Consider the following 24,889-nt stretch of genomic DNA (forward strand, 5'->3'; position numbering starts at 1 on the left):
TGGGCGTAATAATAAAAATAATGCAGGCAAGTATCGAGGGCAAAAATGGCACGAATTGCGTTGGTCGATGACGACCGGAATATCCTCACTTCAGTCTCTATGACACTGGAAGCAGAAGGATATGATGTTTCTACTTATAATGATGGGCTACAGGCGCTGAATGCGTTCACGGACGAGCTGCCGGACATGGCTGTGCTCGACATAAAAATGCCCAGAATGGACGGTATGGATCTGCTCAGCCGCTTACGGCAGAGAACGGACATGCCAGTGATTTTTCTGACTTCCAAAGACGACGAGATTGACGAAGTGCTTGGTCTGCGCATGGGCGCTGACGATTACGTGCGCAAACCTTTCTCCCAGCGTCTTCTGGTAGAGCGGATTCGCGCGATTCTGCGCCGTCAGGAAGCCAAGCTTTCAGATGCCGGTAAAGCCGAAGACACACCGAATGAAAATCTGATCGAACGGGGCGATTTGACCATGGATCCACTGCGCCATGCCGTGACATGGAAGGGCAAACCGGTCAGTCTTACAGTTACAGAGTTCCTTCTGTTGCAGGCACTTGCCAGCCGCCCGGGCTTTGTCAAAAGCCGCGACCAGCTGATGGATGTAGCCTATGACGATCAGGTTTATGTGGACGACCGTACCATCGACAGCCACATCAAACGCTTGCGCAAAAAAATGCGCAGTGTGGATGACGACTTCTCGGCAATCGAGACGCTTTACGGTATCGGGTACCGGTACACCGAGTAATGGCGTTGCTAGCGGACGAACATATAACGGAAAAACCGCGCGGGGGCCGGGGATTTTCGTTGGGACGCATAGCTAAAGCTATCGGATTACGCGGCGGCTCCGGCCTGCTGCGATCTTTCGGGTTGGAACAATTGACGCGCATCCGCACGTCTGCGCTGGCGCGGCGCATTATTACGTTCAATCTGATTGCCTTGTGCATCCTTCTAGTGGGGATGTTGTATCTGAACCAGTTCAAGGGCGGTGCTGTTGTTGAAAAACAAACCAGTATGCTTATCGAATCAGAACTGTACTCCAGTGTGATTGAGGCAAGATTGCTGGATGAACGCACGCCGAACAGTGCTTTGATCAGCGGTCTGCCGGTGTCAGAAGGTCTTATTGCACGGGTTTACCTTGGCGATAGCGCGCTGGCGGCACAGCTTGAAGGGGCTGCAAGTCCTTTTGAAACGGGAAGCGGTATTCTGGCTTGGCTGGGGCGCGCGATGGATGTGCTGCCGGGCCTGCGCAACATGGGGGGGGGCAACACCCGCATGTCCGAGCAGTTCTTCGCAGATGAACTGTCCCGTGCTGCGTTATCCGGGCAGGAATTGATCCGCCGCGCTTCCACGCAGGACCATGAAACTGTGCTGGGTGTTGGGCGTCCGATTCTGGTGGATGGCAATGTGGCGGCGGCGATGGTGCTGACCTCTCAGCCGGGGTATCTGGATGGTCTGATCCACGCCGAGCAACAAGCCGTTTTGCGGCTGTTTTTGCTGGCTGTTGTGGTTTCTGTGGTTCTGTCTGTCGTACTGGCCAATACCATTGCGAACCCGATTCATGATCTGGCACGGGCCGCCGAAGCGGGCACAACCCGCGAAGGCCGTCAGGGCGATGCGGCGCGGGTTCGAATCCCCGACCTGTCGGGTCGCCCCGATGAAATTGGCCGGCTAAGCCGTGCCATGCGGGACATGACCTCTGCGCTTTATGACCGGATCGACACAAACGAAGAGTTCGCCGCCGATGTGGCCCATGAGATCAAAAACCCTCTGGCCTCTCTGCGGTCTGCGGTGGAAACCCTGCGAATTGCCCCCGAAGGGGATGGCCGTCAGCGGTTGCTTGATGTGATTGAACATGACGTACGTCGTCTGGACCGTCTGGTCAGCGATATTTCCAACGCTTCCCGCCTTGATGCGGAACTGGTGAAGGAAGAAGAAGAACCCTTCGACCTGACCTTGATGCTGAGCCGGATTTCGGATTTCCACAGTCATGAAGCCAATGACAAAGGCGTAGAACTGATCTGGGATGCACCAGCCAAGCCGATCATCTTTGACGGTATGGAGGCGCGACTGGCGCAGGTGTTCGTTAACCTGATATCCAACGCGGTGTCGTTCTGTGGTGAAGGCGATGCGGTGCGGGTCTGGGCGCGCGAGAAAGACAACCGCGTGTTGGTGGTTGTTGAGGACACTGGCCCGGGCATCCCCGAAGAAGCGCTGACCAAAGTGTTCACGCGCTTTTATTCCGAACGCCCAGAAAGCGACTATGGCAATAACTCCGGTCTCGGTCTGTCGATTTCAAAGCAAATCGTAGAAGCCCATAAAGGGGTGATCTGGGCCGAAAATATCCATCCGCAAGACGCTGGAGAAGGCGATGCCCCGTTGGGTGCCCGGTTTGTGGTTGGTCTGCCAGTCTGACCGGCGACGATGATCGACACGATTGAAAAAAGCCCTGTCCACGGCACTGCGGTTGCAGTCAACGGGCGGGGCTTTTTGATTCTCGGGCCGTCCGGAGCAGGGAAATCCGGTCTTGCTTTGAAAATGATTGCGCTCGGTGCGGTGCTTGTGGCTGACGATCAGGTGCTGCTGGAACGCTTGGACGGGAAGATCTGGATGCGTGCACCTGAAAATCTTCACGGATTGATTGAGGCCCGTGGCGTGGGGCTGATACACCAACCTGCACTTTCCGAAGCGCGTCTCAGCTGTGTTGTGGATCTTTCTATCGAACCCGAGACGCGAATGCCACACCCACAGAGCGTTCACGTATTAGGGAGCAGAATTGACTTGCTAAAGGGGCGCAATCTTCCAAATCTGTCGTCTATTCTGCTACTCTTGGGACGTGATGGACCAGCCGGCGCGCGACAGGCGTAGACGGTCCGCCGCGCATTGGCCGCTATGATTGAAAGACCGATCAAGGACGTGAACACCACGGTTGTTCTTGTCACCGGACCTTCCGGTGCGGGGCGGACCACTGCAATCAATGCCTTCGAAGATCTTGGCTATGAAACAATCCACAACATCCCGCTTGTGCTGTTACACAGGCTGATCACGGGACCCTCTGTCGGGCGTCCGATGGCACTGGGGATTGATGTGCGGACGCGGGACTTTTCGGTCAGTGGTGTCTTTGAGATACAAGAAGCCTTTGCGCAAAGCGGCGAATATGAACCTTCGCTGCTGTATCTGGACTGTCAGGCGGACCGGTTGTTGCGGCGTTACTCTGAAACACGACGCCGCCATCCTATGGCGCTGGCCCAAACACCGGCGCGTGGGATCGAGTTGGAAGCAGAATTGCTGGCCCCGCTGCGGGATCGCGCGGATATTCTAATCGATACCACCACATTGACGCCCCATGACCTCAAGGCGGATATCACAGAGCTGTTCGGTTCAGAGAATTCAACAGGGCTGGCCGTTTCGGTTCAGTCATTTTCCTACAAAAGGGGGGTGCCCCGGGGGGTGGATATGGTCATGGACTGCCGTTTCCTGCGGAACCCTTATTGGGATGAATCCCTGCGCGGTAAATCTGGTAAAGATGCCGAGGTGCTGGCCTATGTTCGGGAAGATTCCCGCTATGAGCCATTCTTTTTGAAACTGAAAGATTTGACCTCACTGCTGTTGCCTGCCTATCGTGAAGAAGGGAAAGCGCATTTCAGTATCGGGCTGGGGTGCACCGGCGGACAACACAGGTCTGTTGCCCTGACAGAAGAATTAGCCAAAGCCCTTGCGGCCGACGGTTGGCAGGTGTCTAAGCGGCACCGGGAAATGGAACGGCGCAGGAACGCCTGAAGGTTTGTGAAGGAGTGGTCCGGGTTGATCGGGATCGTGATTGTTGCGCATGGGGGGCTGGCCAAGGAATACCTGGCCGCTGCCGAGCATGTGTTGGGTAAGCTGGAAAATGTCGAAGCCATTCCAACTGCCGCAGAGGTGGATCGGGACGCCAAGCAGAATGAAATCTGTGCAGCGGCGGACCGGGTGGATGAAGGTGACGGCGTGGTTGTGGTAGTGGATATGTTTGGATCTTCGCCCAGCAACCTCGCCATGAAAGCCTGTTCCGGATCAGGGCGCAGGATCATGTATGGTGCCAACCTGCCCATGCTGGTAAAACTTGCCAAATCCCGCAGGCTTCCTTTGGATGTTGCGGTGGAGCAGGCTATTACGGCCGGAAAAAAGTACATTAATGCCAGCAATGGTCTTCAAATTCCCTAAAGAAAAGGTGCCCCGTGCGGTTGGACCTCGATATTATTAACGAAAAAGGCCTGCACGCGCGGGCTTCTGCGAAATTTGTAGAAACAGTAGAGTCTTTTGATGCGCAGGCGACAGTCGCTAAGGATGGCATGGAAGTGGGCGGTGACAGCATTATGGGATTGATGATGCTCGCGGCTTCCAAAGGCAGTCAGATTGCTGTAGAGACCAGCGGAAACCAATCTCAAGAGCTGGCGGAAGCCCTGCGGGAGCTCGTAGGTGACTTTTTCGGCGAAGGAAAGTAATGACTGAAAAGCAAAGTGTGATCCTGGAGGCCACCGGCGGGACCGAACCGTATAAGGCCTCGGAACTTACTTATGCAGGGTCTTTTGATTCGCCGCTCAAGCGGGTCCTGATACAAATCATCGAGAACCTGACGGGCCGTCTGAAACTGTTGTGGCTGGTCCGCCAGTGGGAGCGGGACGAGAACCGTGATCCCGATTTCTGGAAATCGGTACTTGACCGGCTGGACATCAAACTGACCACGCCGCAGGCGCAGCTTGACTACATCCCCAAAGATGGCCCGTTGGTCGTGGTGTCCAACCACCCGCACGGGTTGGTGGATGGGATCGTTATGGCCCATTTGCTGAGCCACGCACGCGACGATTACAAGATTCTGGCCCGTGCTTTTCTGCGCCATGTGCCACGGATTGATAAATACTTGCTGCCGGTGGCTTTCCCCCATGAACCGGGCGCGATCCAGACCAATATCCGGATGCGCAAGGAAGCGATCAACCACCTTAAAGAGGGCGGTTGCATCGCGTTGTTTCCGGCAGGTACGGTGGCCACCAGTGACACTTGGTTCGGACCTGTGGTTGATCCCGAATGGATGCCCTTCACCGCAAAAATGATCCGTCAGTCCGGTGCGCAGGTGCTGCCGGTGTTCTTCCCCGGTGCAAACAGCCGCGCCTATCAGATCGCTAACAAACTGTCGGTCACACTGCGCCAGTCGCTTTTGTTGCATGAGATCAAGCACGCCATGCACAAGGATCAGGGTGTAGTCGTGGGGGAGCTGATCTCCCCCGAGGATTTGAAGTCTTTTGAGAAAGACGGGCCTGGTTTGATGAAGTTTCTTAAGCAGAAAACCTATGATCTGAAACCGGCCTAAGGGTTGAGTATTTTTGGAACATTGAAGCCCGAGGTTCAGATGTCTTGGGAGCGGTCGCCCATTAGGTAGCGCGGACCTGTGCCCTTCGTGGCGGCCTTGTCAGCGGGATTGTACAGGGCGCAGGACTGCAGCGACAGGCACCCGCAGCCGATGCAGCCGTCCAATTTGTCCCGCATGCTTTCCAATGCGGCGATTTTTTCATCGAGGTGGCTTTTGAAATGGGTGCTGATCCGGCTCCAGTCCCGTTTGGTCGGGGTGCGCCCTTGGGGCAGCCGGTCCAGCTGTTCCTTAATCTGTGCGATGGAAAAGCCGAATGTCTGGGCGATCAGGATGAAAGATACGCGGCGGATATCAGCCCGCAGGAATCGCCTTTGCCCGCCTGAATTACGTTCGGGAAACAACAGGTTTTGCGTTTCATAGTAGCGCAGCGCTGACACGGCCACGCCGGTGCGGTCTGATAACGTCCCGATTGATATAGTTTTTTCTACTCTCGCAGGCATTCTAAATAAATCCTTGACCTCAAGTTAGGTTGAGCTCGTAGCCTAGGTTCATCAACTATCTTTATCAAGAAGGAGACTGTTATGGCCGAGGTCAGACTGGAACATGCAAACATCACTGTGAGCGATCCGGAGCGGAGCGCGAAAATGCTGGAGGATATCTTCGGATGGAAGGTGCGTTGGGCGGGCGAGGCGATTGACACCGGACGCTCGATCCATGTGGGGGGAGAGGAAAGCTATCTGGCGCTTTACCACAGCGGTACGGAGCAGGGTGCTGCCGGTGACAGCTACAAAACTGTGAACGGTCTGAACCATCTAGCGGTTGTGGTGGATGATTTGCACGCGGTCGAGCAAAAGGTCCGCGCCGCTGGTTATACGCCGGGCGAGCATCACGATTACGAGCCCGGCGAGCGGTTCTATTTCCGAGACCACGACGGGATCGAATTCGAAGTGGTCAGCTATGCCTGATGGGGTGTGATCCCCTAGCGCAACTCTTCGAGCGTGGCTTTTGCAGAATTGGATTTCGGCGTCCAGAGGCCGCGCTCGATTGCTTCTAACAGTCGTTCGCTGATTTCCCGCAAGGCAGGGGCGTTATGGTCGTTTAAGAAATCGCGGGTGTCCTCGTCCTCGATAAAGGCGGCGTGGACCAGATCGAAGTGATGGGACTTTACCGCGCCTGTGGTGGCAGAAAACGCGAACATGTAATCCACCGTTGCGGCGATTTCGAACGCGCCTTTGTAGCCGTGGCGTTTTACACCGTCGATCCATTTCGGGTTCACCACGCGGGAGCGCACAACACGGGAGATTTCTTCGTCCAGCGTGCGGATCACAGGACGTTCGGGGCGCGAATGGTCATTGTGATAGATCGGTCGGTCCTGCCCTTGCAGGGTGGATATCGCCGCTGCTGCGCCGCCCTCAAACTGGTAGTAATCGTCTGAATCGAGCAGGTCGTGTTCGCGGTTGTCCTGATTTTGCACGATGGCTTCGGTTTGGGACAGCCGGGTTTTCAACGCTTCCTTCGCGCGGGTGCCTTCGGTTTTTGCGCCATACGCATAGCCGCCCCATTCGAGGTAGGCTTCACCCAGATCGGCCTTATCGGCCCACAGCCGCTCGTCGATCATGGCTTGCAGGCCCGCGCCATATGCGCCCGGTTTGGAGCCGAACACACGGAAGGCGGCTTCCTCTGTGCCTTCAGCCTTAAGGCGTGCGGCGGCAGGGTTTTGATCTGCGGGTTCGTCCAGTTCCATCACCGCGCGGGCGGCGGAATCCACCAGTGCCATTTGCTGTGGGAAGGCGTCGCGGAAGAAGCCGGAGACGCGCAGGGTGACGTCCACGCGGGGACGGGCCAGCACAGAAAGCGGCAGGATTTCAAAGCCGGTCACGCGGCGGTTTGCGCTGTCCCATTGGGGTTTTACTCCCATAAGCGCGAGGGCTTGCGCGATGTCGTCGCCGCCCGTGCGCATATTGGCGGTGCCCCACGCGGTGATCAGCAATGTGCGGGGCCAGTCACCAAAGTCTTGCAGGTGGCGTTCGATCAGCAGGTTGGCGGATTTCCACCCCAACTTCCAAGCGGTGGGAGTGGGCACGGCGCGGGAATCAACTGAAAAGAAGTTGCGGCCAGTGGGCAGAACATCCATGCGGCCCCGTGTGGGTGCGCCTGAAGGGGCGGGCGGCACGAAGCGGCCCGACAGTGCTGTGAGAAGGCCGTCTGTTTCGGCAGGCCCACACGCGCGCACAGTGGGGCGGATGTGGGATTGGATGTAGGCGATGACCTCGGCCGTGGTTGGCAGGTTGCTGGCTGCGGCGCCATCAATCAGCAGGGTGGCGAGCAATTCGATACGCTCTACCGTGTCGCCGGTTGTGCGCCACGGGCTGTCGTCCAGATTGCTAAGGCGTTGCGGGCGCGGGCCGGTCCACGGATCAGCCATAGCGCAGTCGAGCGGGTCAAAGCCGAGGTTCAGGTCATCCGCAATCGCCCGTTGGAGGGAGGCATCCCCGCCGGTTCCATCGCCACGCGGCACGCGGGCCAGTGCGGCGATCAGGTCGGTTTCAAGGCGGTCGGTGGGGGAGGCCCCGAAGATGTGCAACCCGTCGCGGATTTGGGATTCCTTCAGCTCGCACAGATATTCGTCAAGTTTGGCGAGGTCGTTTTCCTCATCCCCCGAGGTCATGCCGGCATCTGTGTCGATGCCAGTGGCCGAGGTCAGCGCCAGAATTTCCTTGCGCAGATGGGTCAGGCGGCGGGGATCAACACCTGCGGCCTCGTAGTATTCGTCAACGAGGGCTTCAAGATCGCGCAGCGGGCCGTAGGTTTCAGCACGGGTCAGGGGCGGCGTCAGATGGTCGATGATAACCGCTTGTGCGCGGCGTTTGGCTTGGGTGCCCTCGCCCGGATCATTGACGATAAACGGGTAGATATGGGGCATCGGGCCGAGGATCGCCTCGGGCAGGCAGGTTTGTGACAGCGCCAGCGCCTTGCCGGGCAACCATTCCAGATTGCCGTGTTTGCCCATATGGACAATCGCATCGGCGCGGAACTGGTTGCGCAGGTAAAAGTAGAAGGCGAGGTAGTTGTGTGGCGGCACCAGATCGGGGGAGTGATAGGTGTCCGTCGGGTCGATGTTATAGCCCCGTGCCGGTTGGACGCCGACAACAGCGTTTCCGAAGTGGAATATGGAAAGGGCGAAGTGGCCGCAGTCGAGCTCTCCGGCGGTGTAGAACGGATCGGCTTCGGGTTTGCCCCAGCGGTCTTCGATTTGCGCACGCACCTCGTAGGGGAGTTGTGCATAGGCGATCTGGTAGTCGGCCATGGACATCTCCACGCCGCCGGTGCGTTCAGCGCGGTCGGTCAGCCAGTTTGTCGGGCCTGCCATGATTTGCGTCATCAGGGCATCGCTGTCTGCGGGTATGTTGTGGATGGTATAGCCTGCGGTCTCCAGCGATTTCAGCGTGTTGACTGTCGCCGCGGGGGTGTCGAGCCCGACACCATTGGCGAGCCGTCCGTCTTTGTTTGGGTAATTGGCGAGGATCAGCGCCGCGCGGCGCTCCTTTGTCGGGGTCTTGCGCAGGCTGGCCCAGTTTTTCGCAAGTTCCGCGACGAAATCGATCCGGTCCCCGACCGCGCGGTAGGTGGCGATGGGGCATTCGGTGGACTCGTCAAAATAGGCTTCGCCTTTGAACGATACCGCGCGGGACAGGATGCGTCCGTCTACCTCTGGTAGGGCGACATTCATGGCGATGTCACGGGCTGTAAGGCCGTGTAAACCAGAGGCCCAGCTTTCCTCGGATGCGCCGGACAGGACCACCTGAAACACCGGCGCGTCATTGGCAAAGGGTGCTGCGAGCGGGTTGGTTGTGGGCGCATCCTCTGTATGGGGGGAGCCTACGGCGAAGGAGGTGCAGTTCAGGATCACCGACGGCGGTGCGGCGGTGAAAAGGGATTCCAGCGTGGCGGTTGAGATCGGGTCTTTCAGTGAAGCCACAAAGACTGGCAGAGGGTTCAGTCCGGCCCGCAGCAGGGCTTTGGTCAGGCGGTTGATCGGGTGCAGTCCTGCGCCCTGTACCAATGCGCGGTAAAAGACCATCGGGACAACAGGCGCATCCGGCGTCCAGCTTTCCTGTAGGGTGGCAAGGTCGGCAATGCCAGCACCCGGCCAGTAAATACCTGCCCGCAGCAGCGGTTTGGCGGGAGCGGGTTTTTCGCTGCCCTCTACCATCGCACCGGCGTAGGACAGGAAGTTGGCGTTATTTTCGGGACCGCCTTCCACCATGTAATTCCACAGGTTTTCCCAATCCTCACGCGGGACAGTTGAAAGCCGCCAGAGATCCTCGTCCGGTTTGTCGTCCCCGGGGAGGGCGGCAAAAGGAATCCCCTGCTGACCAAGGTGAATGGCGTATTGTTCCAGCCCGTATTTCCAATAACCGGTTCCGCCAAGGCAGCGGGCGATGACCAGTTTGGACTTTGTTGCACAGTTTTCGATATGCAGGTCTACAGACATCGGGTGTTGCAGGTGGGTCAGATTGGCCAGCCGCAGGGTTGGGGCGTTCGCCAGTTCAGCGCGCGCTTCCGACAGGCCAGCCAGTTCTGTGTCGGCGGCCGAGATAAACACCACATCGGCAGGGGTTTGGCCCAGATCTACGGGTTCATTATCGTCAATCGTGCCGGGCTGGGCGTTCAGTAGGTGCATAAGGGGCGGGGCCTGTGTTTGGCGCGGGGGCCGGATGTTGAGTATTTTAGGAACATTGAAGCGCCGTCAGAGGGCCCGTTCCATGAAGAGACTTGCGGGGTGTTCGGGGTAATCACCGAAGGGGCCGCGAAAGGTGAAGCCGTGTTTCTGGTAAAGCTTGTGAGCAGCCGTCAGTTTGTCGCCTGTTTCAAGCCGGATCAGGGGCAGGTTCTGGTCCTGTGCGACCTCGATCAGCTTGGAGATCAAGGCGTTGGCAGCACCTTTGCCACGGGCCTTTGGTGCGGTGAACATGGATTTAAGCTCACCGTAGGTGCCCTTGTTTGCCAGCGCGCCGCAGCCGATGGTTTCAGCATCGTCCCTGACCACGAGAAAAGTGATTTCTGGCGTGCAGAGGTCTTCGATCTCAAGATAGTGACAGCTGTCTGCGGGGAAAAGTTCGTTCATCAAGGCGTGGCTGGCCTGAAGCAAACGGGTTGCTTCAGGGCTGCGGGGATCGCCTTTTTGAACGGTCAGGCTCATGCGCTGAGCGCAGTTGTGATTGCGGATTGGTCGAGACCGGATTCACCAATCACCACAAGGCGCGTTGTGCGGGATTCCTCTGCCGCGAAGGGGCGGTCGAAATAGGTGTCCACGCGGGGGCCAACGGCCTGAAGTGTCAGGCGCATGGGCTTACCCGAGACTGCTGCGAACCCTTTAAGGCGCAGGATGTCGTGCGCGCGGATCACGTCTGCGACCTGTTCAGCGAAGGCGGTTGGATCGGTGATTTCGGCCCGCTCGACCACGAAGGATTCAAATTCGTCATGCCCGTGGCTGTGTTCGTGCCCGTGGTGGTGATCATCGTCGTCGTGGTGATCGTCATCTTCATCATGGTGGTGATGATGGTGGTGGACTTCGTGGCGGGCGTCGAGATCGTCTTCCGCGCCGATGCCCTGACCGAGCAACACGTCAACCGGCAGCGCGCCCATAGAGGCTTTGACCACCTGCACACCATCGCGGCTTTCTGATTTCAGTTTGGTCACGAGGGATGCGGATTCATCACCCGATAGCAGATCGGATTTGTTCACCACGATCATATCGGCGCAGGCGATCTGGTCTTCGAACAGTTCGGACAGCGGTGTTTCATGGTCGAGGTTTTCATCCATCGCTCGCTGCGCATCCACTGCGGCCACGTTGTGGGCAAAGCGGCCTTCGGTGACAGCTTTGCCATCTACAACGGTCACGACGCCATCCACCGTCACCCGCGTACGGATTTCCGGCCAGTTGAAAGCACGGACCAGCGGTTGGGGCAGGGCGAGACCGGAGGTTTCGATCACAATATGGTCGGGTGCGTTTTCACGCTCCAGCAGTTTTTCCATCGTCGGGATGAAATCGTCAGCCACGGTGCAGCAGATACAGCCGTTGGACAGTTCCATCACATCGTCCTCGGTGCAGGTTTCATCGCCGCAGCCTTTAAGGATGTCACCATCGACGCCGAGGTCTCCGAATTCGTTGATGATCAGCGCGATCCGCTTGCCGTTTGCGTGTTGCAACATGTGACGGATGAGGGTGGTTTTGCCTGCGCCCAGAAAACCTGTGACGACTGTGGCGGGGATTTTAGCGGGCATGGAATGATCCGTTGTTGTTGGTTTATAGGGTTTGCGCTATGCGACGTCGGGTACTTGTCTAACGCGGGAGAGTGCTGTGCGCCATAGGCTGATCGTTTGCTCTACTTGTCGAGCCAAAGGAGAGGACACCTTCAGGGGGGCTGATCTTGCGACAGCGTTGCGGGAAAGTTTCGGGGCGGATCCTGACTTGCAGGATTTTTCAGTCGAAACGCACGAGTGTCTGTCCGCCTGTTCCAAGCCGAACAGCCTGTCGTTTCGCGCAGAAGGCAAGGCGGCGTATCTGTTTGCGGGTGTTGATCCCGTGGCGGATCGGGGCGACATCGCGGCCTTTGCGCGGTTGTATGCAGCCACACCGGACGGCTGGATCGAAGACGCCCGACCGGCAGGCCGCTTGCGCTTTTGTTTGATCGGGCGAATACCGGCGTAGCCGTTCGCATGTATCGCGTGCTTAAATATCATCAAGGCACGCGCACTGTCAGTTCGGTGCGCACCGGCTGACCGTCTACATGGATCGGGCTGTGGGAATTGGCGTTTAGTTCCACCGCGATAACGTGATCACCCGGTGTCAGGCCGGAAAGATGGAACCAGTTGCCGTAAAGCCGCGTCAGTTTTACGCCGTCCACGTAGATATGGGCGTGGCCGGTGTTTGGCGTATCGGCGGCGTTTACGGTTTGTGGTGTGAAGGTAAAGTTTCGTGTTCGGACCTCTAGGTTGTAACCAGACATGCTATCGGGGTGCAGCGTGGCGCTGATGGCAGGGGCGTTGCCGTCATTGGCAACGCTGATCGCGTCCATCTGGCTGTGATCGTGTTCTGCCATTTCGCCTGTGTGACCGGTAACGTGATCATGACCGTCGAGCGTAATTCCCTGCGACGCGGCCCACATGAAACCGATGCCTGTTCCAAAAAACAGGCCGATGATCAGGAAGGCGATCGGATTGCGCATGGTTTAGGCTTCCTTGTTCCAGAAATAGCCTGAGAGCATGCCAAGGATTGCCCAGCTTGCCAAGCCTACCGCCAACGCGCGGGCTGCAAAATGGGCGGCGATTTCGGGCGGGACAGGGCCTGTGAAGGTGTCAGGATGGGGCGCGCCGATGATATGGGGCACCGCAAGGCAAAGCAGGGCGATGGCCCAGACCACAGGGGATTTGCCAAACGCGATGAGCCAGAGGCCAAGCGCAGTTACGCCCACCGTGCCAAACCACCAGACCTGACGGGCGGCCACATCAGCTGCCGCCGCGCCGGGTAATTCCGGTGGCAGGCCCATAGCGGGCGCCAGCTGGACGGCAACGAAACCGGCAATACCCCAAAGGATACCGGTGCGCGGCGTGACTTCATGTCCTTGCTCAGTGGCGAGCGCTACACCGGCGACCAGCAAGAAGGCGTAGCCTGTGTAGATAATGGCGGTGAACAGCACGCTCATACCGTCGCGCAGGGGATCAAAGCCGGGCAGATCGGGGTGGGCTGTTGTGCCCGTGCCAGAAGCTCCGAAATGTACGAGCGCGCCGCTTTCATAAAGTTCGGATTGCAACAGAAGGGGTTGCACCAGCAGGAATTGCAACAAGGCAGCTGCAAAAGCGGTTATAAAACCGGCGAAAATTGCCGTGGTGATGATACGGGTTAGCATAGTAAAATCCATGGGGGCCGCAGGACCACCCGAACTGTCGGGCGAACCGCACGCGGCTGTTACCAACGTCCGCAGGCACCGATTTTGCGCGGGACCAACCGGCACCGCACGCCATGCGTCAAAAGCCAGTACGCAAATGCGTGCTGGCTATCCTGTCGGAATGATGTTGTGCGTTGCGCCGCAGAAACGGCGCCGTTGCACGCTTAGTGGCAGGGAAAGCCTGTAGCGTGGCGCACATCGTGGGCGGCGTCATGCAGTGTGGTTGCCTGAACGTGGCCTGCGATAGCAATCAGTCCAACGCCGACGAATGCGGCAAAGGCAATCGCCAGAACATTGCTGCCAACGAGGGCTTGGGATTTTACAGCGACTTGTGCTTCGGTCTTCATTTTATTGGTCTCCTTGTGCCGCCACTCCCGACAGCATGGGTTAAGGTCCGGTGCCTGGCTGGTCTCCTGACTTGCGGGTCGTAGCGATTGTGCTGCCTTCCCGGATAAATCCAGTGACATCTCTGCACATCGCTCTCCGCACACAGTCGCGGGGGCGGTTGTGGCATCGGGCCCCGGAGTTCGGTCCGCCCTGTCCACATTCCCAATTAATCCCCGACGCTTCGCGCCTTCGTGGGGAACCTTGCCTTTTCTTTCTGCCCTCATAAGGGGGCTCGGGTCAAGCTGCTTTGCGACAGGATGCAAGAAAGCAGCGGCAATTGGGCGGGGACGGACCGCCTTTGCCGATATATTGTGGATAACTCTCGCCGCATGGCCAAATGCAGGGGTTTGCGGTTGACTCGAAAGCCACCGTTCCAGATTTTGGCCCTTCATAAAGAATCAACAAGGTTGGCCCGTTGCAGTTCTCCAAAATTCGTCTGACAGGCTTTAAAAGCTTCGTGGACCCGACCGAGCTTATTATCTCGGACGGTTTGACGGGGGTTGTGGGGCCAAACGGCTGTGGCAAATCCAACCTTTTGGAAGCCCTGCGCTGGGTGATGGGGGAGAACCGCCCGACTGCCATGCGGGGCGGCGGCATGGAAGACGTGATCTTCGCAGGAGCGGCGTCCCGTCCGGCGCGCAATTTCGCCGAAGTGATGCTGACACTTGATAATTCAGAGCGTCTGGCGCCGGCAGGTTTTAACGATGCAGACACGCTGGAAGTGGTGCGTCGCATCACGCGGGATGCGGGGTCGGCCTATAAGACCAACGGCAAAGAGGCCCGTGCGCGGGATGTGCAGATGCTGTTTGCCGATGCGTCTACCGGTGCGCACAGTCCTGCATTGGTGCGGCAGGGGCAGATTTCCGAACTGATTAACGCCAAGCCCAAAAGCCGCCGCCGTGTGTTGGAAGAGGCCGCTGGAATTTCCGGTCTGTACCAGCGCCGCCACGAGGCAGAGCTGAAGCTGAACGGGGCGGAAAGCAATCTGGCGCGGCTTGATGATGTGATCGAACAGCTCGACAGTCAGCTTGGGGCGCTGGCGCGTCAGGCACGGCAGGCGGCACGGTACCGCGCCATTCTGGAAGAACTGCGCCAGTCCGAAGGATTACTGCTGTATCGCCGCTGGCGCGAAGCGGACCTGTCGCTCGCTAAGGCGATAGAGCAGTTGAAGCAGGCGACACAGCTTGCTGCTTCTGGGCAGAGTGGTGCTGAAAAGGCCGCGCAATTGCGCAAAGACCTTGAAGGCAAAGTGCCGCCCTTGCGCGAAGAAGAAACCATTGCAGGCGCGATTTTGCAGCGGCTTTCGGCGGAACGGGATGCGCTTGGCGATCAGGAAAACCGTGCGCGTGCAACGATTGAGACGCTGCAAAACCGGATCGAACAGCTTGGTAAGGATATAGACCGCGAAACCGGTCTGAACCGTGATGCGGAAGAAACGATCAAGCGGCTCGACTGGGAGCAGGATGCGCTGATAAAGGCCTCTGAAGGGCAGGATGAACGGATCGAAACGGCTGCGGCCGAGGCGAAGACGGCTGCGGCGGTGATGCAAGAGAAAGAGGCAGATCTGGACCGGCACACCGAAGATGTTGCCCGTCTTGCTGCCCGTCACCAATCCGCCCATCGCCTGTTGCAGGAGGTTCGCAGCGCCCAGAAAAAGCGCGAAGAACAGGCGGAGACTGCGGCAGACGCGGTGACGAAGGCCAAGGACGGTCTGACAGAGGCGGAGGCCCGTCTTGCAGAGGCCAGCCAGACCCATAGCGTTGCACAGGAAGCGGCCTTGCGGGCCGAGTCTCGGTTGGGCGAGATCGAAAACCGTCGCGCCGACGAACAGGCCCGCGACAGCGATGCGCGTGCTGCCCTGTCCGAAGCCGAAGGCGAATCCAATGCGCTGAATGCGGAGGTCGGCGCGTTAGAACGGGTGATCGCGCGGGACCAATCCGGCGGGGCGCAACTGCTGGACGAGGTGCGGGCGCGCAAGGGCTATGAAGCAGCGCTTGGGGCATCGCTGGCGGATGATCTTAAGGCGCCGGTTGTCGGGCCTGCGGGTGTTTCAGGTTGGGCGCAATTGCCGGATTACACCGATGCCGCCGCTTTGCCAGAAGGGGCGCAGCCGCTCTCGGGGTTTGTTTCAGCGCCCGAAGTTCTGACCCGCCGCCTGTGCCAGACCGGCGTTGTGAAACGGGAACAGGGCGGTGTTTTGCAAGGTGCGTTGAAGCCGGGTCAGCGGTTGGTGAGTATCGAGGGCGATCTGTGGCGCTGGGACGGGTATCGTGCCGGTGCTGACGATGCGCCCACGGCTGCGGCCTTGCGCTTGCAGCAGGTGAACCGTCTGGAAGAATTACGCGAGGCCCACCAATCCGCAGCGCAGACGGCCGCTACGGCACGGGAGGCGTTTGATACCGCCCACGCCGCCCTACAGGACACTATTGCTGCCGATCAGGAAGCCCGTCGTGCCCGTAAAGTGGCCGATGAAACCGCTAACAATGCCACCCGCGCCATGAGCCGCGCCGAGGCGGATCGCGATATGTTGTCGGGTCGGGTGGAAACCCTGACCCAGACGCTCGCCCGTTTGCAAGAAGAGGCTCTGGCTGCGACCTCGGCGGTGAAAGAGGCTGAAACTGCCGTGCGCGATTTAGGCGATCTGGAGGCGGCACGGGAAACCGTAGAGGCGCTGAAAGTAGCGGTAGAGGCTGCGCGGATGACTATGCTGACGAAACGCAGCATTCACGACGAACAACGCCGCGACACCGAGGCCCGCATCAAACGCCGTCAGGAAATCACGCAGGAAATCAGCGGATGGCGGCATCGTCTGGAAACCGCAGAGGCCCGCATTGCAGAGCTGGCCAGCCGGAAGGAAGCTTCGGAGCAGGAGTTAGCAGAGGCCACTGCCGCACCGGACGAAATTCGCGCCAAACGCGAGGAGTTGGGCCGCGAGATTGAAAAGGCGCAGGGCCGTGTTAAAGCCGCCGCAGATGCGCTGTCGGTGGCAGAAACCAATCTGCGTCAGGCCGAACAGGGCGAGCGGGATGCCGAACGTGCCGCTTCCGAAGCGCGCGAGGCCCGGGCCCGTGCCGATGCTGTCGCAGATTCCGCCCGTGTGCAGGTGGAAACCGCAGCCGATCGCATTCGCGAAGAGCTGGAAATCTCACCCGAGAAGTTGTTGGAACAGCTTCAGGCTGATCCAGAAGACATGCCGCAGGTGCAGATGATCGAAAACGATGTGGCGCGCCTGCGCCGCCAGCGGGATTCCCTTGGCGCGGTGAACCTGCGTGCCGAAGAAGACGCAAAGGAAGTGACCGAAGAGCGGGATACGCTGGTCACGGAAAAGGCCGATCTGGAAGAGGCGATCAAGACCCTGCGCACCGGCATTGCCAGCCTGAATAAGGAAGGCCGTGAACGGCTTCTGGCCGCCTTTGACGAAGTGAACAGCAATTTCGCGCTGCTGTTCAAGCACCTGTTCGGGGGCGGCGATGCCAATCTGGTTCTGGTGGAAAGCGACGATCCGCTGGAGGCCGGTCTGGAAATTATGTGCCAGCCGCCGGGTAAAAAGCTGAGCACGCTAAGTCTGTTATCTGGCGGGGAGCAAACGCTGACTGCGCTGTCGCTGATCTTTGCGGTGTTCCTTGCCAATCCGTCACCGATCTGTGTGCTGGACGAGGTGGACGCGCCGCTGGATGATGCCAATGTCACGCGGTTCTGCGATCTGCTGGACGAGATGACCCGCCGCACCGACACGCGGTTTCTGATCATCACCCACCACGCCGTCACCATGAGCCGGATGGACCGCCTGTTCGGCGTCACTATGGCAGAACTTGGTGTCAGTCAGCTGGTGAGTGTCGATTTGCAACAGGCCGAGCTTCTGGTGGGGTGAACGGGGTTTGGCGGCCCGAAGGCTCTTGCAGGATGTGAAGAGATCGATTCTAAATTGGCCAGCCAACACGACAGGAACAGGCCATCTTTACCACGCTAACAGTTTCACAGGCTAAGACGCAGACCTGGGATGTGATCATCGCAGGTTCCAGCTTTGCCGCGATGTTCTTTTTGCGTGGCCTGCCCGAGAACCTTCGGGTTCTGGTGGTGGAAAAGGGCGGCATTCAACTCCATGCCGACCAGTTGAAAAACAATATCCGCGTGGATGAAGACATCGCGGTCGACAACCGTTCAGGCTATCGCAAGCGCTGGAAGGCGCATACGTTGTTTGGCGGCAATTCCAACTGCTGGTGGGCCTGCACGCCGCGGTTTCATCCCAATGACTTCAAGCTTAACAGCCTTTACGGGGTCGGAGTGGACTGGCCGCTGTTCTATGATGATCTGGAGCCGCTGTACGGCGAAGTGGAGCAGGTCATGGAGATCGCCGGTGGCGGGTCCGATCATATCCTGCCCCGCAGCACCCCGTTCCCCTTTCCGCCCCACGCGCCGAGCCGCACGGATGTGGCATTGCAGGCCCACTCAACGAACTGGTTCGCACAACCCACAGCACGTTCCAACGGCGGGCGGCGGGCGCAGTGTTGTGTGAACGGGATTTGCGACCTTTGTCCGGTGGATGCGAAATTCTCGGTGCCAAACAGCGTCGATCTGTTCGCTCGTGACGGGGTTTCGCTGCTGCTGGGCGCCGAAGTGCGCGCGGTGGATGTGGCGGGGGCTGTCGCCCAAGGGGTGCTGGTGCGCGATGCAACGGGCGCTGAACATTTGCTAATAGGCGATCTTATCGCGCTCGGCACCAATGCGATCTGGAACGCGGGTATTCTGCTGCGATCCGGTCTGCAATCCAAGGTGCTGGGCCGGTATTTGCACGAACAGGTGGCGGTGACGGTGTTGCTCGATCTTGGGGCGGGGCAGAAAAACTACTATGGTGGGACTTCGATCACCGGCCACGGCTACGATCTGTATGACGGGGCGCATCGGGCGGAATATGGTGCGGTGCTGATGGAAAACCACAATGCGCCAGCTGCGATCCGATCGGAGGCAGGGCGTTGGATGGAACGGTTGCGCCTGAAACTGATTGCCGAGGATTTGCCCGTGGCCGACAACCGTGTGGTCCTGCGGGACGATCAGGTGATAACCGAATGGGGCGGTCATACGGACTATGCGTTCAAAGCGTTGGATGCGGCGGTCGCCAAGCTGCCGGAGGTTTTGCCGTTTGATATCGAAGGACAGAGTGTAAGCGCGCGTCTAATCTCTGAAGATCACATTCAAGGCACACATAGGATGGGCGTTGATCCGGCACGCTCGGTAATTGATACGGAACTGAAGTGCCACGAAGTGCGCAATCTTCTGGCGCTCGGGGCGGGGGCTTTCCCGACCGGACCGGCAGCGAACCCGACGCTGACGCTGTCGGCTTTGTCATTGCGTGCGGGGAGGGCGGTGTGATGGGCATATCTCGCAGAGCGGTGCTGCTTTCTGGCGGGGCGGTCGTCGCCGCTGCGGGGCTTGCGGCTTTCAGCTTTCGCCCGAAAGGGTTCACTGAAATCGGACGCGCTGCCTTACTGCGGGCTTACGGGCGCGAATTGCCCCATGATGTCATCGAGCCGTTCCTTGCCGATGCAGAGTCATTCTTGCGCCGCGAAACCCAGCTTGAGACCGCAAACACGCTGTACTTTATGGATGGGGCCTATGGTCTGCCCGAAGGGTTCGACAGCGAAGACTGGATCGAGGCATTTATGGTCCACCGTTTTGCAATGTCGACCACTGTGATTGCCGCCGCAGAAACCGGAGACCCTATAGAATACACAGGGTTTTTCGATCCCCACGGCGCGCCGTGTTCCAACCAGCTGTCGTATTTCAACGCGCCGGTCTAAAGCTTTGATAGCAGGGTGCGGGTCGGCCAGGCATCTGCTGGCAGGCCGAGGCGGATTTGTTCCTGACGGACCGCATCGCGGGTTTTCGCGCCGAGAATACCGTCCACTTTTCCCACGTCATAGCCTCGGGATTTCAGCTTTTTCTGCAGGGATTTCATCTGGCCGTCGGACAGGCCCGGCTCGGGGTTGCCTTCGTTAAAGCGGGGCGCACCTGCAAGGCGGGTGGCGAAATAGGCGGCGGTAGTCACATAGACCAGCGACTGGTTCCATTCGAGATAAACCTTGAAGTTAGGCAATGCGAGGAAAGCTGGACCCTTGCGCCCCTGTGGCAGCAGCAAAGAGGCTTGCAGCCCCCCATCCGGCATTTTCACACCGCGCGCTTTTACGCCAGCGGCGGCCCAGTCCGCCACGCTGCGGCTGGTGTGAAGACCTGTATTTTCCCAGTCGAGGGATTGCGGAACAGTCACTTCGACCATCCACGGTTCGTTCGGCCGCCAGCCGTGATGGGAAATCACGTTGGCACCGGACATCAGCGCATCCGCAGCCGAAGTTTTTAGCGAGACATGGCCATCGCCGTCTCCGTCCACGCCCCGTTCGATGATATCCTTAGGTAACATCTGCACCATACCGATTTCTCCGGCCCAAGCACCCGTCGTTTTCGCCGGAGAGAAATCGCCTCTTTCAAACAGGGTCAGGGCCGCGAAGATCTGGGGTCGGAACAATTCGGGGCGGCGGCAATCATGGCTCAGCGTCAGAAGCGCGTTCAGCGTGTTAAAGTCGCCCTGAACCGCGCCGTAGTCTGTTTCCAGCGCCCAGAAGGCCAGCATAACAGCAGGATCAACGCCAAAGGTGCTTTGGATGCGGTTAAACACGGAAGCGTATTTCTGGCGGTTCGATTTCCCCTTGGCCATACGGTTCGCGCTAATGACCCGCTTGGCGAAATCGGTGAAATCCAGCTTGAACACACCTTGCGCGCGATCCGCTGAGATGACCTTTGGGTCCATCCGCGCCTTGGCCAGAAAACTGTCTACCGAGGCTGGACTATGGCCCTTTGCCACAGCCTCTTGTTTGACGCCGGAGAGGAAGCTGCTGAATGATCCCCCGCACGTTTGTGCAAAAATAGGGGTGGCGAGTGACGAGATCAAAGCGGTTGCCAAAAGGTATTTCATAAAACGGACCATCCTAAACGGGTGAAAATTTGTTGCGAAGGAACACAGGCTGACGCTGCGACGCAAGTTAAATCGGAACCTAGTGCATCTGTCGGCAAAAGACAGCAACGCCGCAGGCTGCGGCATCACATTCCACGTTTCAGCCTTGAACTTTCCCTTGCGGCATCCCTAACTGTAGTCAAACGAACCAAAACACAGGAGTAGATCATGGGTTTGCGTATTAACGATGTTGTGCCGAATTTCACCGCTGAAACGGATCAGGGGACCTTCCAGTTCCATGACTGGATTGGCGACGGCTGGGCGATCCTTTTCTCTCACCCGAAGGATTTTACCCCCGTCTGCACCACAGAATTCGGCGCAGTGGCGCAGCTGGCGGATGAATGGGAAAAACGTGGCACCAAGGTGATGGGCGTTTCCGTGGACGGTGTGGAAGAGCACAAGAAGTGGAAAGGTGACATCGAGAAAGTCTCAGGCGCGACCGCAGGGTTTCCGATCATTGCCGATGAAGGGCTCGAAGTGTCGAAGGCCTTTGATATGCTGCCCGCCGAAGCCTATATGCCCGACGGGCGCACACCGGCAGACAGCGCGACTGTGCGGTCTGTGTTCATCATCGGGCCGGACAAGCAGCTGAAACTGTCGATGACCTACCCCATGACGGTAGGGCGCAATTTTGCCGAAATCCTGCGCGCGCTGGATGCGTTGCAGACAACCGCGAAACACGGGGTTGCGACTGGTGCGAACTGGCAAACCAGCGAAGATGTGATCATCCCGCCAACTGTGTCTAACGAAGATGCGAAGGCGAAATTCGGCGAGTTCAATACCGTGTTGCCGTACCTGCGCACCACCAAATTGCCAAGCTAAAGACCGGTTATGGACGCGGCGGTAATTGCCGCTGCGTCCGACATACCTTTGTGCGTGCTTGTTCCTGTAAGGCCTGGAACGTGCAGGCCATCCCCTGTTTGCGCCCCCGAATACTCTGGCTTATAGAGACAGTTAACGTCTGTGCGATCCGGCGATGTGCCAAAGGAAAGCAGCGCTGACAAAGGGGGCCGTGTGACAGAGCTGTTCGTCACCAATTTCAATCCGAACTTCACCGGAGTCTCGGCCACAGCGGCGGGGATTGTCGGGGTGCAGAAAGGGCAGTTTGATCTGGCACTTGTCGGAGAGCCATTGCCCGAATGTCCGGCACCCATCAGCCGGAAAGCTGCGATTGCCGCCAGCAAAACGCCGCCCAAGGGGCGTGATTTTGCGATCTGGCACGTCCGGCGTAATCCTGAAATGCGGGTGGCGATTTGGGCGCGGGACGTGCTGCGCTGCCCGATTAAGATTGTCTTTACTTCAGCGGCGCAACGATTTCATTCGGCCTATCCCCGTTGGTTAATCAATCGTATGGATGCGGTGATTGCGACGACGCCAGAGGCTGCAAATTTTGTGCCCCATGTTCGGGCTGTTGTGCCCCACGGTGTTGACACTAAACGGTTTTCCGCCGGACAGGATCGCAGTGCGGATTGGGATGCATTTGGCTATGGGGGGCGTGTCGGGCTGGCCACGGTGGGGCGCGTGCGTCCTGAAAAGGGCACCGATCTGTTCGTCGATGCGATGATCCGAACCCTGCCGGAGCACCCTGATGCAGTGGCCTTGGTTGTCGGTCGCGCGGCGCGGGAACATCGCAGTTTCGAGCAGGATCTGAAGGATCGCGTGGCCGCAGCCGGACTGTCGGATCGCATTCTTTTTGTGGGGGAACTGCCACCCGAACAGCTGCCCGCTTTGATGCGCGGAATTTCCCTGCTGGTGGCTCTGCCGCGGTATGAAGGTTACGGGATGACCCCGCTTGAGGCGATGGCCTCTGGCGCCCCCTTTGTGGCGAGCAATGCAGGTTATTACCGTGCCTTTAGTGGCAAAGGTGCAGCGGGTTCTGTGATAGGGCAAGAGGATGTGGACGGTGCCGTGGTCGAAATTAACCGGCTGCTGTCAGACCCCGCAACCCTTTCCCGCATGTCAGACTCCGCAGTGGCACGGGCGCGGGGTCATTACAGCATCGAAGGTGAAGCCGCAGGAATTGCGCAGGTTTACGAGGCATTATGGCAGAACGGATAGAAACCCTGATCATCCATCTGGCCCGCGCCACAGGACGGCGGGCGCAGGTGGACGGGTTGCTTTCGGGTACAGCTTATCCGGCGCGGATCATTGATGCGGTCGAAGGTAGCGTTCTGTCATCTGACCAACAGGATCGCGTCCTTGCGGATCGCCCCATTTTCAGGCCACGTTATCCGTTTCCTCTGAATGCAGGAGAACTCGGGTGCTTTCTAAGTCACCGTAGCGCGTGGCAACAGATCGTGGATGAAGGTTTGGATGCGGCCCTGATCCTTGAGGATGACGTGGCACTGGTGGACGGGTTTAAAGCGGCGGCAGCCTTTGCAGCGCAGCACGTTAGCGAGCTGGGGTATATCCAGTTTCAGGTGCGCCCGGTGCCTGAGCCCAAGACAAAGATGATTGCGCAGGGCGACACTGTTTCAATCGTTCGGCCGCAGGTTACGCCCTTGCGCACGTCAGCGCAGATGGTAAGCCACGCGGCAGCGGTCAGATTGCTGTCCCTGACCGAACAGGTGGACCGGCCTGTGGACACATTCTTGCAGAGCCATTGGTTCACCGGTTTGCATCTCTGTTGCGTTGTGCCATCGGGTGTAGAGGATCGTACGGCGGAATCCGGCGGGAGCACTATATCCACGCGCAAACCCGTTGCGGAAAAGATCAAACGGGAATGGAAACGGGCACGCTATCGGGCGGCTGTGAAAGGACGTAGTAGCAATGGCTAATCCCCTTGGTAGATGGCTGTTTAACAAGCAGCATAGCACGCGGATTAAAAGCGGGCGGGTGTCATTGCGTGCCGAAATCGGTACGGGTGTTAAGATCCAGCGTGGCAGCTATCTCGACAAGCACAGCGCAATCGGGGCCTACAGCTATCTCGGGAATAACTGCTCGGTTTCGGTGGCGAGTATCGGGCGGTATTGTTCGATTGCGGACAGTGTGATCATTGGACCGGGTGAGCACGATCTTGACGCGGTGTCGACCTCGGCGGAATTTGCGCGGGATGCGTTTGCAGAACTTACTGCCAACCCTTGCGAGATTGGCCACGATGTGTGGATCGGGGCGCAATGTGTGATCTTGCGGGGCGTCCGGATTGGAAACGGCGCAGTTGTTGGCGCCAATTCGGTGGTGACAAAGGATGTCGCGCCCTTCGACGTAGTCGCAGGCAGTCCGGCACGGATCATCCGTAAACGGTTTGCGCCGGAGCGAGAACAGATGATTACGGCGAGCGAGTGGTGGAAGCTGGACCGTGAAGCTGCTGCCGTAGAAATAAAACGGCTGGAGGCAGAGGCATGATTTCGACCCGTATTCGCGGAGGGTTGGGCAACCAGTTGTTCCAATATTGCGCCGGTCGGGCGTTGGGGCTGCGCCACGGTGTCGACCTGTCGCTGGACCTGCGGGATTATGACCGGCCAAAGGCTTTTAATGTCGGGTTGGATCACTTCAACATTTCGACGGTACCCCCTGTAAATTTGCCACCAGCTCGGGAAGATGGTGTTTTCGGGGCGTTGGCTAAGGTGCTCCGCGGGGGCGGGATGAAGTCTTATCGCGAAGCGTCTTTGGGGTATGATGCAGCTTTTGAGAGCCTCGGGGATAACACGCACCTTAAGGGATATTGGCAGTCAGAACGGTACTTTGCAGATTGCTCGGAGCAGATTCGCGAGGATTTGCAGATAATCACCCCGCCCAATGCGCAAAATGCCAAGATGCTGGAAGAGATTTCCGGGTGTACGGCTGTGTCCCTGCATATCCGGCGCGGCGATTACGTCAGCAATGAGAAATATAATGCGGCCCACGGCACCTGTGATCTGGCTTATTACGAACGGGCGGCGGGGTTCATTGCTGAGGAGCTGGACGCGCCTGTAATCTATGCGTTTTCTGATGATCCGGCTTGGGTCGCGGAGCATTTGGAGCTGCCATTCGAGGTGCGTTACGTCGGCCACAATGACGGCAACACCAACTATGAAGATCTGCGGCTGATGGCGGCTTGTCAGCACCATATCATCGCCAATTCGTCGTTTTCATGGTGGGGGGCGTGGCTGAACCCAGATCCGGCCAAGATGGTGGTCGCGCCGACCCGTTGGTATGCAGATCCGGACAAAAGCAATCCGGACATTCTGCCGGATGGCTGGTTAACAATCTAAGCGCG

General features: G+C 58.5%; 25 protein-coding genes and 1 riboswitch. Of the genes, 17 read left to right on the forward strand and 8 right to left on the reverse strand.

All coding sequences use genetic code 11. From position 1 onward, the window contains the following. Positions 1-45 precede the first annotated feature (45 nt). Genes IEX10_RS01010 through IEX10_RS01040 form a run of 7 tightly spaced genes read left to right on the forward strand, consistent with a single transcriptional unit; the run spans position 46 to position 5,346 of the window. The gene (locus tag IEX10_RS01010) at positions 46-750 is read left to right on the forward strand and encodes a response regulator transcription factor (RefSeq protein ID WP_188670067.1); all 705 of its coding nucleotides are present in this window, start codon (positions 46-48) and stop codon (positions 748-750) included. A gap of 59 nt (positions 751-809) precedes the next feature. Then, positions 810-2,417, forward strand: coding sequence for a sensor histidine kinase (locus IEX10_RS01015; RefSeq protein WP_229678383.1), 1,608 nt, complete (start codon positions 810-812; stop codon positions 2,415-2,417). A 9-nt stretch (positions 2,418-2,426) separates the two neighbouring features. After that, positions 2,427-2,870, forward strand: a complete 444-nt coding sequence (locus tag IEX10_RS01020; protein ID WP_188670069.1) for an HPr kinase/phosphorylase — start codon at positions 2,427-2,429, stop codon at positions 2,868-2,870. A 24-nt stretch (positions 2,871-2,894) separates the two neighbouring features. Beyond that, complete coding sequence (gene rapZ / locus IEX10_RS01025; protein ID WP_188670071.1) at positions 2,895-3,782, forward strand: RNase adapter RapZ; 888 nt, start codon at positions 2,895-2,897, stop codon at positions 3,780-3,782. Positions 3,783-3,806: 24 nt separating this feature from the next. After that, the gene (locus IEX10_RS01030; protein ID WP_188671544.1) at positions 3,807-4,202 is read left to right on the forward strand and encodes a PTS sugar transporter subunit IIA; all 396 of its coding nucleotides are present in this window, start codon (positions 3,807-3,809) and stop codon (positions 4,200-4,202) included. A 14-nt stretch (positions 4,203-4,216) separates the two neighbouring features. Then, positions 4,217-4,483 carry an HPr family phosphocarrier protein gene (locus IEX10_RS01035; protein WP_188670073.1) on the forward strand — a complete coding sequence of 89 codons (267 nt, stop codon included), beginning with the start codon at positions 4,217-4,219 and terminating at the stop codon, positions 4,481-4,483. Beyond that, entirely contained in the window at positions 4,483-5,346 is an 864-nt protein-coding gene (locus tag IEX10_RS01040; RefSeq protein ID WP_188670075.1) for a lysophospholipid acyltransferase family protein, read from the forward strand. The genes IEX10_RS01035 and IEX10_RS01040 overlap by 1 nt, the downstream gene beginning before the upstream one ends. Positions 5,347-5,381: 35 nt before the next feature. Here IEX10_RS01040 and soxR read toward each other — a convergent pair whose 3' ends face one another. Next, positions 5,382-5,846, reverse strand: coding sequence for a redox-sensitive transcriptional activator SoxR (soxR, locus tag IEX10_RS01045; protein ID WP_188670077.1), 465 nt, complete (start codon positions 5,844-5,846; stop codon positions 5,382-5,384). Positions 5,847-5,927: 81 nt separating this feature from the next. Here soxR and IEX10_RS01050 point away from each other — a divergent pair, with 81 nt between their 5' ends. Next, a complete protein-coding gene (locus tag IEX10_RS01050; protein WP_188670079.1) occupies positions 5,928-6,311 on the forward strand; it encodes a VOC family protein in 384 nt (127 codons plus the stop codon). 14 nt (positions 6,312-6,325) lie between these two features. Here the strand turns inward: IEX10_RS01050 and cobN are convergent, their stop codons facing one another. The 3 genes from cobN to cobW form a co-directional block, all read right to left on the reverse strand. After that, complete coding sequence (gene cobN, locus IEX10_RS01055) at positions 6,326-10,030, reverse strand: cobaltochelatase subunit CobN (protein WP_188670081.1); 3,705 nt, start codon at positions 10,028-10,030, stop codon at positions 6,326-6,328. Between the two features lie 66 nt (positions 10,031-10,096). Next, positions 10,097-10,549 (reverse strand): GNAT family N-acetyltransferase, encoded by a 453-nt coding sequence (locus tag IEX10_RS01060; protein WP_188670083.1) that lies wholly within the window; start codon positions 10,547-10,549, stop codon positions 10,097-10,099. Then, positions 10,546-11,634: a cobalamin biosynthesis protein CobW gene (gene cobW, locus IEX10_RS01065; protein WP_188670085.1), complete on the reverse strand. Its 1,089-nt coding sequence runs from the start codon at positions 11,632-11,634 to the stop codon at positions 10,546-10,548. The genes IEX10_RS01060 and cobW overlap by 4 nt, the downstream gene beginning before the upstream one ends. 76 nt (positions 11,635-11,710) lie before the next feature. Here cobW and IEX10_RS01070 point away from each other — a divergent pair, with 76 nt between their 5' ends. Beyond that, the gene (locus tag IEX10_RS01070) at positions 11,711-12,061 is read left to right on the forward strand and encodes a DUF1636 family protein (RefSeq protein ID WP_188670087.1); all 351 of its coding nucleotides are present in this window, start codon (positions 11,711-11,713) and stop codon (positions 12,059-12,061) included. Between the two features lie 31 nt (positions 12,062-12,092). Here IEX10_RS01070 and IEX10_RS01075 read toward each other — a convergent pair whose 3' ends face one another. The 3 genes from IEX10_RS01075 to IEX10_RS01085 form a co-directional block, all read right to left on the reverse strand. Beyond that, positions 12,093-12,578 (reverse strand): DUF6130 family protein, encoded by a 486-nt coding sequence (locus IEX10_RS01075; RefSeq protein ID WP_188670090.1) that lies wholly within the window; start codon positions 12,576-12,578, stop codon positions 12,093-12,095. A gap of 3 nt (positions 12,579-12,581) precedes the next feature. Then, a complete protein-coding gene (locus IEX10_RS01080; RefSeq protein ID WP_188670092.1) occupies positions 12,582-13,259 on the reverse strand; it encodes a CbtA family protein in 678 nt (225 codons plus the stop codon). 203 nt (positions 13,260-13,462) lie between these two features. Further along, positions 13,463-13,645, reverse strand: coding sequence for a CbtB domain-containing protein (locus IEX10_RS01085; protein ID WP_188670093.1), 183 nt, complete (start codon positions 13,643-13,645; stop codon positions 13,463-13,465). 39 nt (positions 13,646-13,684) lie between these two features. Beyond that, positions 13,685-13,904, reverse strand: a riboswitch (cobalamin riboswitch). Positions 13,905-14,100: 196 nt separating this feature from the next. Between IEX10_RS01085 and smc the strand changes: the two genes are divergently transcribed. From smc to IEX10_RS01100, 3 genes are all read left to right on the forward strand, one after another. Further along, entirely contained in the window at positions 14,101-17,556 is a 3,456-nt protein-coding gene (gene smc / locus IEX10_RS01090) for a chromosome segregation protein SMC (RefSeq protein WP_188670095.1), read from the forward strand. Positions 17,557-17,687: 131 nt separating this feature from the next. Then, complete coding sequence (locus IEX10_RS01095; protein ID WP_188670097.1) at positions 17,688-19,055, forward strand: GMC oxidoreductase; 1,368 nt, start codon at positions 17,688-17,690, stop codon at positions 19,053-19,055. Further along, on the forward strand, positions 19,055-19,483 hold the full coding sequence (locus tag IEX10_RS01100; RefSeq protein ID WP_188670099.1) for a hypothetical protein: 429 nt from the start codon (positions 19,055-19,057) through the stop codon (positions 19,481-19,483). Before IEX10_RS01095 ends, IEX10_RS01100 begins: the two co-directional genes overlap by 1 nt. Here IEX10_RS01100 and IEX10_RS01105 read toward each other — a convergent pair. Further along, positions 19,480-20,652, reverse strand: coding sequence for a lytic murein transglycosylase (locus IEX10_RS01105; RefSeq protein WP_229678384.1), 1,173 nt, complete (start codon positions 20,650-20,652; stop codon positions 19,480-19,482). The two genes, IEX10_RS01100 and IEX10_RS01105, sit on opposite strands and share 4 nt — an antisense overlap. Before the next feature lie 207 nt (positions 20,653-20,859). On the opposite strand from IEX10_RS01105, the gene IEX10_RS01110 reads away from it, so the two are divergent. The 5 genes from IEX10_RS01110 (at position 20,860) to IEX10_RS01130 (ending at position 24,884) form a co-directional block, all read left to right on the forward strand. Next, complete coding sequence (locus tag IEX10_RS01110) at positions 20,860-21,513, forward strand: peroxiredoxin (RefSeq protein ID WP_188670103.1); 654 nt, start codon at positions 20,860-20,862, stop codon at positions 21,511-21,513. A 192-nt stretch (positions 21,514-21,705) separates the two neighbouring features. After that, on the forward strand, positions 21,706-22,749 hold the full coding sequence (locus tag IEX10_RS01115) for a glycosyltransferase family 4 protein (protein ID WP_188670105.1): 1,044 nt from the start codon (positions 21,706-21,708) through the stop codon (positions 22,747-22,749). After that, positions 22,734-23,468, forward strand: a complete 735-nt coding sequence (locus IEX10_RS01120; protein WP_188670106.1) for a glycosyltransferase family 25 protein — start codon at positions 22,734-22,736, stop codon at positions 23,466-23,468. The genes IEX10_RS01115 and IEX10_RS01120 overlap by 16 nt, the downstream gene beginning before the upstream one ends. Continuing rightward, positions 23,461-24,036 carry a CatB-related O-acetyltransferase gene (locus IEX10_RS01125; protein ID WP_188670108.1) on the forward strand — a complete coding sequence of 192 codons (576 nt, stop codon included), beginning with the start codon at positions 23,461-23,463 and terminating at the stop codon, positions 24,034-24,036. The genes IEX10_RS01120 and IEX10_RS01125 overlap by 8 nt, the downstream gene beginning before the upstream one ends. After that, the gene (locus IEX10_RS01130; RefSeq protein WP_188670110.1) at positions 24,033-24,884 is read left to right on the forward strand and encodes an alpha-1,2-fucosyltransferase; all 852 of its coding nucleotides are present in this window, start codon (positions 24,033-24,035) and stop codon (positions 24,882-24,884) included. The genes IEX10_RS01125 and IEX10_RS01130 overlap by 4 nt, the downstream gene beginning before the upstream one ends. Positions 24,885-24,889: the final 5 nt, after the last annotated feature.

The organism is Neptunicoccus cionae (genome assembly GCF_014643735.1).
GTDB classification, from domain to species: domain Bacteria; phylum Pseudomonadota; class Alphaproteobacteria; order Rhodobacterales; family Rhodobacteraceae; genus Amylibacter; species Amylibacter cionae.

Excerpts from the sequence above, each read along its gene's own strand:
- cobN (WP_188670081.1), bottom strand. The coding sequence starts at position 10,030 with ATGCACCTACTGAACGCCCAGCCCGGCACGATTGACGATAATGAACCC.
- IEX10_RS01075 (WP_188670090.1), bottom strand. The coding sequence starts at position 12,578 with ATGCGCAATCCGATCGCCTTCCTGATCATCGGCCTGTTTTTTGGAACA.
- IEX10_RS01105 (WP_229678384.1), bottom strand. The coding sequence starts at position 20,652 with ATGAAATACCTTTTGGCAACCGCTTTGATCTCGTCACTCGCCACCCCT.
- IEX10_RS01110 (WP_188670103.1), top strand. The coding sequence starts at position 20,860 with ATGGGTTTGCGTATTAACGATGTTGTGCCGAATTTCACCGCTGAAACG.
- rapZ (WP_188670071.1), top strand. The coding sequence starts at position 2,895 with ATGATTGAAAGACCGATCAAGGACGTGAACACCACGGTTGTTCTTGTC.
- IEX10_RS01130 (WP_188670110.1), top strand. The coding sequence starts at position 24,033 with ATGATTTCGACCCGTATTCGCGGAGGGTTGGGCAACCAGTTGTTCCAA.
- IEX10_RS01120 (WP_188670106.1), top strand. The coding sequence starts at position 22,734 with ATGGCAGAACGGATAGAAACCCTGATCATCCATCTGGCCCGCGCCACA.
- IEX10_RS01080 (WP_188670092.1), bottom strand. The coding sequence starts at position 13,259 with ATGCTAACCCGTATCATCACCACGGCAATTTTCGCCGGTTTTATAACC.
- cobW (WP_188670085.1), bottom strand. The coding sequence starts at position 11,634 with ATGCCCGCTAAAATCCCCGCCACAGTCGTCACAGGTTTTCTGGGCGCA.
- IEX10_RS01085 (WP_188670093.1), bottom strand. The coding sequence starts at position 13,645 with ATGAAGACCGAAGCACAAGTCGCTGTAAAATCCCAAGCCCTCGTTGGC.
- IEX10_RS01050 (WP_188670079.1), top strand. The coding sequence starts at position 5,928 with ATGGCCGAGGTCAGACTGGAACATGCAAACATCACTGTGAGCGATCCG.
- IEX10_RS01040 (WP_188670075.1), top strand. The coding sequence starts at position 4,483 with ATGACTGAAAAGCAAAGTGTGATCCTGGAGGCCACCGGCGGGACCGAA.
- IEX10_RS01100 (WP_188670099.1), top strand. The coding sequence starts at position 19,055 with ATGGGCATATCTCGCAGAGCGGTGCTGCTTTCTGGCGGGGCGGTCGTC.
- soxR (WP_188670077.1), bottom strand. The coding sequence starts at position 5,846 with ATGCCTGCGAGAGTAGAAAAAACTATATCAATCGGGACGTTATCAGAC.
- IEX10_RS01060 (WP_188670083.1), bottom strand. The coding sequence starts at position 10,549 with ATGAGCCTGACCGTTCAAAAAGGCGATCCCCGCAGCCCTGAAGCAACC.
- IEX10_RS01125 (WP_188670108.1), top strand. The coding sequence starts at position 23,461 with ATGGCTAATCCCCTTGGTAGATGGCTGTTTAACAAGCAGCATAGCACG.
- IEX10_RS01020 (WP_188670069.1), top strand. The coding sequence starts at position 2,427 with ATGATCGACACGATTGAAAAAAGCCCTGTCCACGGCACTGCGGTTGCA.
- IEX10_RS01010 (WP_188670067.1), top strand. The coding sequence starts at position 46 with ATGGCACGAATTGCGTTGGTCGATGACGACCGGAATATCCTCACTTCA.